This window comes from Kitasatospora sp. P5_F3 (assembly GCF_054049135.1).
In genome coordinates, this window is the sequence record NZ_JBFUMY010000100.1 from 1 (window position 1) to 13,045 (window position 13,045).

General features: G+C 71.4%; 11 protein-coding genes. 4 read left to right on the top strand and 7 right to left on the bottom strand.

Going from position 1 to position 13,045, the window contains the following annotated elements; all coding sequences use genetic code 11:
- Both ACXJMZ_RS33750 and ACXJMZ_RS33755 read right to left on the bottom strand, forming a co-directional pair.
- A partial coding sequence (locus tag ACXJMZ_RS33750; RefSeq protein ID WP_457033830.1) for a carboxyl transferase domain-containing protein occupies positions 1 to 476 on the bottom strand: 476 nt, incomplete at its 3' end.
- Positions 477 to 568: 92 nt separating this feature from the next.
- Positions 569 to 1,387 carry an AfsR/SARP family transcriptional regulator gene (locus ACXJMZ_RS33755; RefSeq protein WP_457033831.1) on the bottom strand — a complete coding sequence of 273 codons (819 nt, stop codon included), beginning with the start codon at positions 1,385 to 1,387 and terminating at the stop codon, positions 569 to 571.
- Between the two features lie 261 nt (positions 1,388 to 1,648).
- Here ACXJMZ_RS33755 and ACXJMZ_RS33760 point away from each other — a divergent pair, with 261 nt between their 5' ends.
- The 4 genes from ACXJMZ_RS33760 to ACXJMZ_RS33775 all read left to right on the top strand — a co-directional run bounded on the left by ACXJMZ_RS33760 (position 1,649) and on the right by ACXJMZ_RS33775 (position 7,185).
- Complete coding sequence (locus ACXJMZ_RS33760) at positions 1,649 to 1,924, top strand: TIGR04351 family putative TOMM peptide (protein ID WP_457033832.1); 276 nt, start codon at positions 1,649 to 1,651, stop codon at positions 1,922 to 1,924.
- 44 nt (positions 1,925 to 1,968) lie between these two features.
- Positions 1,969 to 4,221, top strand: coding sequence for a TOMM precursor leader peptide-binding protein (locus tag ACXJMZ_RS33765; protein WP_457033833.1), 2,253 nt, complete (start codon positions 1,969 to 1,971; stop codon positions 4,219 to 4,221).
- 102 nt (positions 4,222 to 4,323) lie between these two features.
- Entirely contained in the window at positions 4,324 to 5,811 is a 1,488-nt protein-coding gene (locus tag ACXJMZ_RS33770; protein ID WP_457033834.1) for a SagB family peptide dehydrogenase, read from the top strand.
- Positions 5,812 to 6,039: 228 nt separating this feature from the next.
- On the top strand, positions 6,040 to 7,185 hold the full coding sequence (locus ACXJMZ_RS33775; RefSeq protein WP_457033835.1) for a sensor histidine kinase: 1,146 nt from the start codon (positions 6,040 to 6,042) through the stop codon (positions 7,183 to 7,185).
- A 16-nt stretch (positions 7,186 to 7,201) separates the two neighbouring features.
- On the opposite strand, the gene ACXJMZ_RS33780 is transcribed toward ACXJMZ_RS33775, so the two are convergent.
- The 5 genes from ACXJMZ_RS33780 to ACXJMZ_RS33800 all read right to left on the bottom strand — a co-directional run bounded on the left by ACXJMZ_RS33780 (position 7,202) and on the right by ACXJMZ_RS33800 (position 12,786).
- A complete protein-coding gene (locus tag ACXJMZ_RS33780; protein WP_457033836.1) occupies positions 7,202 to 7,813 on the bottom strand; it encodes a response regulator transcription factor in 612 nt (203 codons plus the stop codon).
- 76 nt (positions 7,814 to 7,889) lie between these two features.
- Positions 7,890 to 8,768, bottom strand: coding sequence for a 4'-phosphopantetheinyl transferase family protein (locus tag ACXJMZ_RS33785; RefSeq protein WP_457033837.1), 879 nt, complete (start codon positions 8,766 to 8,768; stop codon positions 7,890 to 7,892).
- Positions 8,765 to 9,097, bottom strand: a complete 333-nt coding sequence (locus ACXJMZ_RS33790; protein ID WP_457033838.1) for an acyl carrier protein — start codon at positions 9,095 to 9,097, stop codon at positions 8,765 to 8,767. Before ACXJMZ_RS33790 ends, ACXJMZ_RS33785 begins: the two co-directional genes overlap by 4 nt.
- A gap of 108 nt (positions 9,098 to 9,205) precedes the next feature.
- The gene (locus ACXJMZ_RS33795) at positions 9,206 to 10,981 is read right to left on the bottom strand and encodes an acyl-CoA dehydrogenase family protein (RefSeq protein ID WP_457033839.1); all 1,776 of its coding nucleotides are present in this window, start codon (positions 10,979 to 10,981) and stop codon (positions 9,206 to 9,208) included.
- Complete coding sequence (locus ACXJMZ_RS33800; protein WP_457033840.1) at positions 10,981 to 12,786, bottom strand: fatty acyl-AMP ligase; 1,806 nt, start codon at positions 12,784 to 12,786, stop codon at positions 10,981 to 10,983. Before ACXJMZ_RS33800 ends, ACXJMZ_RS33795 begins: the two co-directional genes overlap by 1 nt.
- Positions 12,787 to 13,045: the final 259 nt, after the last annotated feature.

Below are 13,045 nucleotides of genomic sequence, written 5' to 3' on the forward strand. Positions count from 1 at the left end.
GCGGTGACGCCCTCCTGGATCCGGGCGCCGGCACCGTCGTTGAGCGACACCAGCGGGGCACYGGCCGCAATCGCCATGTCCATGATCTTGTGGATCTTCTGCGCATGAGCCTCACCCAGCGCACCACCGAAGATCCGGAAATCGTGGGCGTAGGTGAACACCGTCCGGCCGTGCACCGTACCCCAGCCCACGATCACACCATCGGTGTGCGGCTTCTTCGCCTCCAGCCCGAAACCGGTCGCCCGGTGCCGACGCAACGGCTCCACCTCACGGAACGACCCCTCGTCCAGCAGCAGGTCAATCCGCTCACGAGCCGTCAACTTCCCCTTGGCATGCTGCGCCTCGGTGGCCTTCTCACTGGGGCCGCGCAGCACTTTCGCTCTGAGCTCGTGCAACTCGACAGCCCGCCCCCGCGAAGCGGAGGGCGGGCTGGATAGGGCGGGTTCGGGCGCGAGATACTCCTCCACGGTGGTCATGACAGCGGACCGTAGAAACGGTGCCTAGAGCGGCACTCGGTTTGTGCTCGATGTCAACCGGAGACCCGCTCGGGCGGCCCGACGGTCACCTCTCACCCGACGACGCGGTCCAGCTCCAACACCGGTTCGTCGTCGACCAGATCGAGCCTCGGGTCCGCCGCCAGGAGCGCGATGTGCAGGCGCTGCAGCCGGGCGGAGGGCTCGATGCCGAGTTCGGCGATCAGAGTGCTGCGCAGCCGCTGGTAGGTCTCCAGGGCCTGCCAGGAGCGGCCCGAGCGGTACTGGGCGAGCATGAACTGGGCGTGCAGCCCCTCGTGCATGGGGTGGCGGGCCGAGAGCACCGTCAGCTCGCTGAGCAGGTTCGCATGCCGGCCGAGCCGGAGGTCTGCGGCCACCCTGCCCTCCAACGCACCGAGCCTGGCCTCCTCCAGCCGCAGCACCTCGATCTCCAGCACCCGGCCGACCTGAACGTCCACCAGAGCCGGGCCGCGCCACAGTTTGAGGGCCTGCCCGAGCAGCAGTGAGGCGGTCGCGTCGTCCCCCGCGGCCAACGCGGCCTGTCCCAGCCCCAGGATCCGTTCGAACTCGGAGCTGTCCACCTCGCCCGGCTGGACGTCGAGCAGGTAGCCGCCGTGCCGGGTGACCAGGACCCCCTTGGCCGCGGCGTGCTGGTCCGTACCGAAGGCGGTCGCGAGCCGTCTGCGCAGCTGCAGGATGTAGGTCTGGAGCGTGGTGGTGGCGGTGCGCGGCGGCTCCTCCCCCCAGATCTCCTCCATCAGCGTCGGTACGGTCACCATCTGGTTCGCCTGGAGAGCCAGGAGCGCCAGGATCTGCCGCGGCTTGGCCGCGGTGGGAAGAATCGACGTCTGTTGCTCATGAGCGACGAAGGGGCCCAGAAGATTGATCTGCACGGATCCGCCTCCTTTCGAGAGCTGAGTGTGCGCCCCGAGAGCCACCGCACCCGGATGCGCTCTCAAGAGACTGCCACGCGCACAGCCTGCTCCGACAGTGAGATCTTCACGGGTTGACCGGGACTTCACCCCGCCTGCGGGCATGAGAAGTTCACCCTCGACGCATGACGGTTCCACTGTCCCGGCGCCGCCCGAATCACACAGACTTCCGAGGCGTACCACCCACCAGTTCAGGCAGCCTTGAGCAACCGGAGAGTCTTCGTGCGTGCCACCGATCTTCCCTCTGCACCGTCCACCCGCGACCTTGAGTGCGACTGGCGTTTCGCCGAACTCGTGGTCTGGACGCACCTCGACCCGGAACTGCGCGCCCGGTACGCCGTCGACCCCCGGGCCGTGCTGGCCGAGTTCGACGTGACGCTGCCGGCCGGCACGGCCGCGCCCGCGCTCCGCCGGTCGCAGCACCCGCCGGTGGTCGTCGAGGATCTCGGCCGGGCGGCCGCGGCCATGATGAGCATCTGTCTGAGTTCCGGCGAATGATGCCTGACGCGATCCGCGAGGTGCCGTCGCCGCGAGGCTCCCTGGTGGGGTTCAAGCGCCACGTACGGGCCGAGGTGGTCGCCGGGGACGGCGTCTACCTGATCTCGGAGCGGGGCACGACACGTCTGCACGCCCCCCACCTGGAGACCGTGGGTCCACTGCTGGACGGTACCCGGGGCATCGCGGCGCTGGTCCGCGATGCCCCGGGTACGACCGCCGCGGAGATAGCCGAGCTGCTCTGCTCGCTCTCCGAGGCGGGGCTGGTCTCCTACCGCTCCCCGCGCGCGAGCGGCTCTCCCGACTTCCGGGCCGCCGAGGCCTTCTGGGATCTGGCCGGCCTGGAAGGACCGAACTCGGCCGAGCGGGCCGGCACCGCCAGAACCAGGGTGCTGACCGTGGGCCGGGTGGACGGGACGGCGGTGCGGCAGGCACTGGAGGGCGCCGGGCTCGCCTGTCTCCCGCCCGAGGCCGGAATCGAGGACGCGGATCTCACCGTGGTCGTCTGCGACGACTACCTCGCGCCCGCGCTGCGCCGGATCGACGCCCGGCAGCGGGCGGTCGGGCAGCCCTGGCTGCTCGCCAACCCGACCGGCTCGATCGTCTGGACCGGCCCGGTGTTCGAGCCGGGTACCGGCGCCTGCTGGTCCTGCCTGACCCACCGGCTGCGCGCCCACCGGCAGCCCGAACTGGCCCTCCAGCAGGCGCTCCGGATGCGCGAGGCACCGCAGGGCCCGACCGCCGCACTGCCGGTGACCCAGGGGATCGGCCTGCAGTTGGCCGCCCTGGAGGCCGTCAAGTGGCTTACGGGGCACCGGCATCCGGGGCAGCGGGCGGTCCACACGCTCGACACGCTGACCCTGGAGACGCGGACCCACACGCTCGTGCACCGCCCGCAGTGCCCGGACTGCGGAACGCCGGCAGCCGGATCGTCCGCAGCCGCCCGACCGGTGCTGCTGCGTTCCCGGCCGAAGACCTCCATCGGTGGCAACGGCCACCGCTGCCTGACGCCGCAACAGGTGCTGGACAGGTACGGACACCTGGTGAGTCCGGTGACCGGGGCCGTCAAGGAGATCAGCCGCTCCCGGTACGGGCCTTCGTTCCTCAACTCCTTCATCTCCGGGCACAACCTCGCCACGCACTCGCCCGGCCTGCCGGGCACCCGGCAGTTCAGCGGTGGCAAGGGCGTCACCGAACTGGACGCCAGGGTCAGCGCGCTGTGCGAGGCGCTGGAGCGCTGCTCCGGCACGTACGAGCAGAACGAGCCCGTGGTCCGGGACACCCTGCGGGGGCTCGGCGAGGCGGCCGTCCACCCCAACCGGATCCAGCTGTACGACGAGCGCCAGTACCGTGACCGCACCCGCTGGAACGCCCGGCACTCCGGCTTCCACTACGTCTGCGATCCGCTCGACGACCGCACCCCGATCGACTGGACGCCGGTCTGGTCGCTCACCGAGGAGCGGCAGCGGATGCTGCCCACCTCCCTGCTCTACTACGACGCACCGCGCCCGGTGCCCGGAAAGCACTTCGCCAGAGCCGACTCCAACGGGTGCGCCGCCGGCAGCAGTCTGGAGGACGCCGTCCTCCAGGGGTTCTTCGAACTGGTGGAACGGGACGCCGTCGCCCTGTGGTGGTACAACCGGACTCGTCAGCCCGGGGTGGATCTGGCCGCCTTCGCAGACCCGTGGATCGGTGAACTCCAGCAGGTGCACCGCGAGTTGGGGAGAGAGGTCTGGGCACTCGACCTGACGGCCGACTTCGGCGTCCCGGTGATGGCCGCGCTGTCCCGTCGGACGGACAAGCCCGCCGAGGACATCGTGTTCGGCTTCGGCGCCCACTTCGACCCGTCGGTCGCCGTCCGACGGGCCCTGGCCGAGATGAACCAGCTGCTCCCCGGCGCGGTGGGCGCCACCGCCGACGGCACCGGCTACACCCTCCGGGACCCCGACGCGCTCCGGTGGTGGCGCACCGCCACCACCGCCGGCCGGCCCTATCTGCTCCCGCACGACGACCGGCCGGCCACCGGGCCCGACACTCACCCCCGGGTCGTGCGCCCCGACCTCCGGGACGACGTCACCGCGGCCGGTGAACTCGTCCGCCGCCACGGCATGGAACTGCTGGTGCTGGACCAGACCCGCCCGGACATCGGGCTCCCCGTGGTGCGGGTGGTGGTACCCGGGATGCGGTCCTTCTGGTCGCGGTTCGGCCCGGGGCGCCTGTACGACGTGCCGGTCACCCTCGGCCGGCTCGCCGAACCGACGGCCTATCAGGACCTCAACCCGACCCTGATGTTCGTCTGAGACCTACCGGCGATCGAAGGGCCGAGCAGTCCGGCTCCAGTGAGATTCGAGCGTCGTCCGCCAACCTCGGAGTCCTGGACAGCGCCGACGCCGGAGACCGACGTGATCGTCTCGCCCGACCCCGAAGACCTGGCGCCACGACGCCTGTGGTCCCTGCGGGAGGATGTCCACGTCGAACTGCCCGATCCGGGCGGGGACGTGCTGCTGCACAGCCGCTGGCAGACCGAGCGGGTGGTCCGGCCCGACCGGACCACCCGCGAGGCGTTGCTACGGATGCGACTCGGGCCGGTCTCGCTCCGGAACGTGCTGGACGGCGCCGAGGACGGCGCCGAGGAGCGACTCTCCCGGGCCCTGCACGGGATTCAGCACCTGGTCGTCCGCTCGATCGGGATGACCGGCTCGCAGTCCCCACTGCTGTCGTTCGTCCCCATGTCGCCGAGGGCGTCGCTGGATCTCCCCGGTGTCCCGCCGGACCGGCCCGTCCGGCTGTCCCGCTTCGCCCACCTGCACAGCGAGGGCCGGGGCTTCGTGCTGGAGTCCCCGCTCTCGCTGTTCCGGGTGACCGCCCACCGGGGGGCTGGGGGCGAGTTGCTGGCCTCGCTCGGCTGGACGGCGACGCCCGAGGAACTGCTCAAGACCGTGCCGCTCCCCCGCTCCGTCGTACTGGACCTGCTCGCCCACCTGCTGGCGGCCGGACTCGTGATCACCGACGAGGACCACGGCGTCGAGCCGGAATCCGCCTCCGCCGAGCCCACGTTCGCCGAAGACAGCGACCCCGTCCTGGCCACCTGGTCCCCGGTGGACCTGCTCTTCCACACCCGGAGCACCACCGGCCGGCACGACCACGACTTCGGCGCCACCTTCTCCCACGCCCTTCGCCTGGTGCCCGAGCCGGCCGTCCGGCCGCTGCCGGACGGGCCGCGGTTCCCGCTGCCGGCCGTCCACGGCATCACGGCCGACGGTCCGGCACCGCTCGCCGACGCACTCGACGCCGGCCCTCGCCCCCTCGGGCAGGCTTCGGAGAGCGAGCTGACCATGGCTCAGATCGGTGAACTCCTGCACCGGTCGTTGCGGGTCCGCTCGGTGTCGGTGGACCCGACCGCGCCGGCCGCCTACCAGATCAGCGACCGCCCCTACACCAGCATCAGCGGGAGCCATCCGCTGGAGGCGTATCTCACGGTCACCCGCTGCGCCGGGCTGCCGCCCGGCATCTTCCACTACGACCCCGCCGAGCACCAACTGACCCTGGTGAACCGGAACGAGGCCGACCTGGCCGAGCTCCTCACCTGCATCCGGGCCGCTGCGGGTCTCACCGCGGCTCCCCCGGCGATCATCACGCTGACCGCACGATTCTCCCGGGTCACCTGGAAGTTCAGCGCCCTGGGCTACGCCCTGGTGCTCCGCGACACCGGGGCCGCGCTGCAGACCCTGAACCTGGCGGCCACCGTCATGGGCCTGACCACCGCCGTTCTCGGGAACTCGGACGCCGACCTGGCGCCCCGGTGTGTGGGCCTCGACTGGCGGTCCGAGTCCCCCGTCGGCCAACTGATCATCGGCCCGTCCCACGCTCCGGCGGACGGGTGCCCCTGACCCGCCGGTAACCCACCTGTAACCCGCCTGCCAAGTTGGAATTCCGTGCCGGATCGAGCCGCCAACCCTTAGGCTCGGTCCTGGAGTCGGCAAGCCGGAAGGGTACGGATGGGCGTCCAGTCAGGAGAAGGGCAGCCCTCGGCCTCGCTGCCGCAGGAAGCCCGACGACCATTCAGGCGGTTACGCGCGGTGGCACGACGCCGGGCTCGGGACCTCCCGGACACTCCGGTGCCCCGGTTCGCGGTGGTCATCCTCTGTTTCGTGCTGGTCGCGTTCATGGTGCAGGTCTCGGTGAACCTCTCGGTGGCGAGACCCGGCGGGGCCACTCCGGTGGTCGGGACGCTGTGCTTCGCAGTCATCGACGTCATCCAACTCACCCACTCACTACCCCAGATGGCTGCGTTCCGGCGCAGATACGGCAACTGGACGCTGAGCGCCCAAGCCCTGCTGACCTACCTGCCGATCTTCCTCTTCGGCGATGTCTGGGGCGCGGCCGGCGGGTTCCTCTCGGGTTCGGCGCTGCTCCTGCTGCCGACCGTCTGGGGCTGGACGGCCTTCACGCTGGTGACGCTCTCCATCCCGGCGATCGCGGTGGCCAATCACAGCGACTTCCAGACCACCGTCTACGTCGTCATCTCGACGATGCTCAGCGGGCTGGTGGTCTACGGCCTCAGCCGACTGGCCGGCCTGGTGGTCGAACTCCACCGGGCGCAGCAGAAGTTGGCCCAGATGGCGGTGGCGCAGGAACGGCTGCGGTTCGCCCGGGACCTGCACGATCTGCTCGGTTACAGCCTGTCCGCGATCACCCTGAAGAGCGAGGTGGCCATCCGGCTGGTCCCCAAACACCGGGGCCGGGCGGTCGACGAGCTGACCTCGATACTGGAGATCTCGCGTCAGGCGCTGTCCGACGTCCGCGCCGTCGCCAGCAGCTACCGCGACATGTCGCTCTCCGGCGAGGTCGCGGCGGCCGAGGCGATGCTCAGTACCGCCGACATCGACGTCGAGGTCCGGCTCTGCGACCCCCCGCTCTCCCTGAACGGGCAGATCGACACCGTGCTGGCCACCGTGCTGCGCGAGGCCGTCACCAACATGCTCCGGCACAGCAAAGTGCAGCACTGTCTGGTCACGACCGTGCGGGACGGCTCGCTGGTCAGGCTCACCATCGTCAACGACGGCGTGACCGACGAACCCGAGACGGCGGCCGCCGCCACCCGGAAGTTCAGCGAACGCAGCGGCAGCGGGCTGGCCAACCTCGACAGCCGGGTGGCGGCGATAGGCGGGCGGCTGACCGCGGGCGTGCGGCCGGACGGCCGGTTCCAGCTGGTCGCCGAGGCGCCGCTCGAACCGGCCGTGAACCTGCGGGTGGCGTCCTGAGTCACCGTCAGCGGCGTCAGAGCAGCAGCCAGCCGGCCTCCTCCGCGATCCGGATGGCGTCCACCCGGTTGCGAGCGTTCAGCTTGGTGACGACGGTCGTCAGATAGTTGCGCACGGTGCCCGCCGAGAGGAAGAGCGCCGCCGCGATCTCCACCACCTCAGCCCCGCCGGCGGCCATCAGCAACACGTCCACCTCCCGCTTGGTGAGCGGGTTCTCCCCCGAATCCCAGGCCGCCATCGCGAGCTGCGGGTCGACCACCCGCTCCCCGGCCACCACCTTGCGGATCGCCTGGGCCAGCTCGGCCGGCGGCGCGTCCTTGAGCAGGAACCCGCCCACCTTGGCCGCCATCGCCCGGCGCAGCGTGCCGGGTCGGCCGAGGCTGGTGAGGATCAGCGTCCGACAGCTCGGCAGCTGTTCGTGCAGCAGGGTCGCAGCGGTCAGCCCGTCCACACCGGGCAGGTCGATGTCGAGAACCGCGATGTCCGGCCGATGGGCCAGGGCCTGAGGGAGGATCGAGTCCCCGTGGTCGACCTCCGCGACCACTTCGATGTCCTGCTCCATGCCGAGCAGGGCCACCAGTGCCCCCCTGACCATGTGCATATCCTCAGCGAGCAGTACCCGAATCACAATCCCCCCCGCTCGAATCGATCCGACGAACAAACGTCAGATGATCAAGCGTAGACCCAGCGGCAAAAGGATCACTTTAGGCGCCAGGTGGCGGGACAGTCATACCGGCGACTTCGATCAGTGCGTCCAACAGACCGTCGTCCAGCATGGTGTGGGCCGCGATATCGGCGGTGTCGCCGAAACCCGCGTCGAACAGGGCGACACTCACCGTGTAGGCACCGTCGTCCACCGTCCAGGTGCCGAAGCTCCACTCGTCCCCGGTGCCGGGCGAGCCGTCCGGACGCAGCACCTGGACCCGCTCGTCGCCTGCCGTCGGCGTGAAGCCGAACTCGGTGAACCGGAACCGCAGGCCCTGGCCGATCGCCTTGCTGTAGGCCTCCTTGAGCGTCCACAGCCGCACCAGGGCAAGGTTCCGCTGCTGCTCCGGCAGCTCCTGCAGCCGGGCGGTCTCGTGCGGGGTGCAGATCTGCTTCTCCGCACCCGTCCCGAGCAGCCGGCGGCTCTCCAGCTCCGCGTCCACACCGATCCAGCCCCGGCGGGTCAGGCCGACCACCAGCAGGTCCTCGGTGTGGCTGAGACTGATGTCGACCTGGTCGCAGCCTCGCAGGTACGGCCGCCCGCCCAGCTTGTACGCCAGGTCGACCGACTCCGGGGAGGCCTGCAACGCATTGCCCGCCGCGTGCTTGAGCAGCAGCCGGGAGGCCAGGAAGCGAGACCTGACCTGCTCGTGCGACATGGCCTGGTAGCGCGCCCAGTCGCGGCCGAGCACGGCGACCTCCCGCTCCGACGGCTCGACGGCCGGCTCCGCCACCGGGAGCCAGTCCCCCAGTCGGGACACCAGGACCGCGCTGCCGCGCACGTCGAGCGCCTCCCGGACGGCATCCCACGGACCGTCAGGGCCGGTCAGCCGGATCGGCGCACCGACCGCCGCCGCCGGAACGGTGACCGGCATCATGGGCGGCCCTCCTCGGCGAGGTCGGTCAGGTCGGTCAGGTCGGTCAGGTACTCGACCAGCGTGGTGACGCTCACCAGGCTGCCCACCATCTCCGAGAGCGACAGCTCACCGAGCTCCGGGAGACGGTTCTCGATCCGGTACTTCAACTGCATCAGCATCACCGAGTCGAACCCGAGGTCGTCGTAGAACCGCGCGTCGGCGTTCGCCGGGACGGCCGTCTCCGGGGCCTGGTCGGCCAGCACCGCGGCGACCTCCGCCGACACCAGCTCCAGCAGCCCCGGTGCCGGCCGGTCGAGCACCGCGCCGGGGCTCTCCGCCCGCGGGCTCATGACCGCTCCCCGGCGGCGGCGCACTGCTGCGGGCCGGCCGGTCGGCAGCACCTCTGACGAAACATCATATTCAGTCCCTCCAATGGGCATCTGCGACGCGGTGCGCTCTCAGGACGCCGGGCGGGCCGCGGTCGGGGAGTCGTACAGGTCGAAGCTGCCGCCCGAGTGGTAGCGGCGGAACAGCTCCTCCAGCACCTGATCGTCGGCGCCGGGGGCGCGCTCCGACAGGCCGAGGCCGAGCCGTCGGCAGATCCTCAGCAGGGCGGTGACCAGCCAGGCCGGCCGGCCCAGGAAGGTCTCCGGACCACCCTGCTGGTGCCGCCAGACCCCCAGGGCGGCGGCGGCGGCGAGCAGCAGGGTGTAGCGGTCCGCCAGCGCGTAACTGCGAGGACTGGCAAGCCCGTTGCGGTCCTGGAGCGACAGGCTTCGGCAGGCCGAGCGGAGTTCGTGCAGCTCCGCGACGAGCGACCGGGCCAGCACCCGCAGCACGTCCCGGCTCTCCCCGCCCGCCTCGGACTGCTCCAACCAGACTGCCGCCGAGACGAGTTCGGCGGCCAGCGGGTCACTGTCGCCGACCGCGCCCAGCCGGGTGACGTCCAGCGCGGGCAGGTCGTCCAGCATCCGGAACAGCGCCGGGTCCGGCTGGGGTTCGGCGAACCAGGCCCGGTCCGCAAGCACCGGCAGCCGGGGGATGATCGTCGACTGGCAGGCCGCCGTGCCGGAGTGTCCGAGGCTGGTGATCGGCAGGTCCCTGACGTGCTTCTGGAAGATCCCGTACTCACCCTCCTTCACGTACAGGCTGGAGCCGAGCAGCACCGAGAGGTCATAGACCAGGTCGCTGAGCAGAATCGGCAGCAGGTACTTGGTGGCCGCCGCGTAGACGCCGGTGGCCTCCGGGTGGAGGTGCACGCCGCGGGTCGCGGTCAGGGCCAGGCTGTCGCAGACCAGCAGGTCGGCGAAGGAGCCGGCCAGACTGGCCCTGGCCTGCGGATTACGCATCACCGGACGGCCGTTCAGACCCCGGTCGAGGGCGAACCGCAGGGCGGTGCGCAGCACCGTGTCGCAGCCGGCCAGCACCATCGAGGGCAGCACGCTGCGGGTGAGTTGGAAGGAGCTGAGCGCCAGGTCGACGCCGTCACCCCACCCGCCGAGCAGGGCGTCCCGGGGGACGGGGCAGTCCTCGAAGCCGAGACCGCTCATCCAGCAGCCGCGCAGGCCGACCGTCCGGTACCGGGGCAGGTCGCGCACCCGGTCGGCGGGTAGTGCCGCCCGGTCGAGCAGCAGGGCCGAGTGACTCCGGCTGCCCGGACGGGTGTCGGTACGGCAGAACATCACCAGGGCGTCGGCGTGTGCGGCGTTGACGATCACCCGCTTGGCACCGTCGAGCCGCAGGCCCCGGCCCGACGGATCGGACCTGAGGCTGAACTCGTCCCGCAGGAAGGCGTTCCCGTGGGCCAGGTCCCGGTAGGCGACGGCCAGTCTGCCGCCGCCGAGCAGCACCTCGGCGGCCTGGCGCTGCTGCCGCTCGGTGCCGCCGGCCCAGACCGAGGTCGCCGCCAGGAAGGACCCGGCGCCGTAGCCGACACCGAGCGAGGGATCCCGCCGGAAGACCGGGCGCAACATCCGCGCCAGCACGTCCACCCGGTCGAACCGGCCGCCGAGCCGCTCGGGCACGAACTCCGCGTTCAACCCGATCCGGTGCAGCAACTGCACTGCATCAGCCGGGAGTTCGCCACGCTCGTCGGCGGCCAGCACTGCGCTGTGACCGTACGGGTTGGCCGGATCCCACGGGTCGCCGAATCCCTCCTCCAGTTGCGCGAGCCGCCGTTGCACGGCCGGCTCGGTGGCACCGGCCGTGGCCATGGCCGTCGTCGAAAGGGTCATCAGGGTGCCTCCGTACGAATCGGGGCGGCGCCGACCAGCTGTGCGACCTCGGGCTCGACCACCTGGTGCAGGGCCTGCAGCCGCCCGGCCAGGAAGAGCCGCCGCATCGCGGACCGCTCCACCTTGCCGCTGGTGGTCCGGCGGACCGTTCCGGGCCGGACCAGCAGCACGCTGCCCGCCCTGGCCTCGAACTCCTGCGAGACGCACCTGCGGACCGCCAGGTTGAGGGCGGGCAGGTCCAGGTCGTAGCGGCTGCCCGTCCGCACCTCCTGCACGACGACCAGGTGGCTGCGGTCCGGCTCCACCGCGAACACCACGGCCGAACCGAACAGGCTGCTGACCTTCTGCACCGTGCGCTCGATGTCCTGCGGGTAGAGGTTGCGGCCGGCCACCACCAGCAGGTCCTTGATCCGGCCGGTGATGAACAGCTCGCCGTCCCGGAGCACGCCGAGGTCGCCGGTGCGCAGAAAGTCCGGCTCGCCCTCGGCGGTGGCCGTCCGGAACGTCCGGTTGGTCTCCAGCGGACGCTTCCAGTACCCCTGCGCCACGCTCTCTCCGCGCACCCACACCTCGCCGACCTGGCCTTCGTCGAGCGTCCGGCGGGTCCGGGGGTCGACGATCCGCAGGTCGAGGCCGCTGGAGCCGGGGCGACCGCAGCTCACCAGGCTGCGGACGGAGCCGCCGGGCAGTGGGTCACTGAGCTGGTGCTTCTCCAGCGATCCGGCATCCACCACCCGCTCGACCGGACCGGCCCCGCCCGGCCCGGCGGGACGTCCGAAGGCCAGCAGGGTGGCCTCGGCCAGCCCGTACGCGGGCACGAAGGCGTCGGAGCTGAAACCTACCGGGCCGAAGCGCTCGGCGAACGCCCGCAGGGTGTCCGCCCGAACGGGCTCGGCCCCGTTCACGGCGGTCCGCCAGCCGGACAGGTCGAGGCCTTCGAGCTGACGGTCGGTCACCCGGCGCACGCAGAGGTCGTAGCCCAGATCGGGCCCGCCGCTGACGGTGATCCCGTACCGGCTGACGGCCTGCAGCCACCGGACGGGGTGCCGGACGAAGGTCTCGGGCGGCAGCAGCACCCCGGTCCCGCCCAGCCAGAGCGGGTGCAGCAACTGGCCTACCAGGCCCATGTCGTGATGGAACGGCAGCCAGCCGCCGATCCGCGACTCCGGCGTCGTACCGAGCAGGGCCGCGATCTGGCGCTGGTTGGCGAGCAGGTTCCGGTGGGTCACCATGACACCGCGCGGTTCGCTGGTGGAGCCGGAGGTGTACTGCAGGACGGCCAGGTCGTCGGCGCCCGCCGCGGGCAGCCGCCGGCCGTCGGCCTCGGGCAGCTCGGCGCCGTCCAGGGCCAGGCACGGGATCTGGGTGCTGCCGGCGCTCGCCAGCAGTCTCGATATCTGCGGGGCGGACTGACGGTCGGTCAGCACCAGGGCCACCGCGGCGTCCTTGAGGATGCCCAGTACCCGGCTGTCACGGGTGTGACGGCCGTTGGGCGAGGGTGCCGGCACCGCCACCGCGCCCGCGTACAGGCAGCCGAGGAAGGAGACCGCGAAGCGCTGGGCGTCGGGCTGCAGGATCAGCACGTGCCGACCGGTCAACCCGCGCTCCAGCAGCCAGCCGGCCACCCTGCGCGCGGCCAGGTCCAGCTCGCGGTAGGTCAGCCGCTCCGCCCGCAGCCCGTCCGGGGCGGCGGGCCTGGCACCCCGGACGGCCCCGTCGTCCTGCAGGAACAGGTAGGCGTCCTGCTCCGGCCGCTCCTCGGCGTGCCGTGACAGCACTTCGGCGAAGGTCACTGGCTCCGTCATCGATTCCCCCGGTTCCTCACGTCTGGGACGGCGCGCGGCAGCCGCGCCTCCGTTCCAAGAGCTGCGACCGCGGTACGTGACAGCCGCCCAGATGGGCGTTTCAGCCCGCCCGTGACAGGGTCGGGTCACGCGCTAGAGTCCTTCTGGACTACCACTGGGCAGTCCGGACGGGCAGCCGGAATGCTCGTCCGGGCTCGACCCGACAGCGCACGGACACCGCGCGGGCACAAGGAAAGGCCCCCACCTCACGGTGGGGGCC

Coding starts and splice junctions, on each gene's coding strand:
- ACXJMZ_RS33800 (WP_457033840.1), bottom strand. CDS start 12,786: ATGACGGAGCCAGTGACCTTCGCCGAAGTGCTGTCACGGCACGCCGAG.
- ACXJMZ_RS33795 (WP_457033839.1), bottom strand. CDS start 10,981: ATGACCCTTTCGACGACGGCCATGGCCACGGCCGGTGCCACCGAGCCG.
- ACXJMZ_RS33785 (WP_457033837.1), bottom strand. CDS start 8,768: ATGATGCCGGTCACCGTTCCGGCGGCGGCGGTCGGTGCGCCGATCCGG.
- ACXJMZ_RS33790 (WP_457033838.1), bottom strand. CDS start 9,097: ATGAGCCCGCGGGCGGAGAGCCCCGGCGCGGTGCTCGACCGGCCGGCA.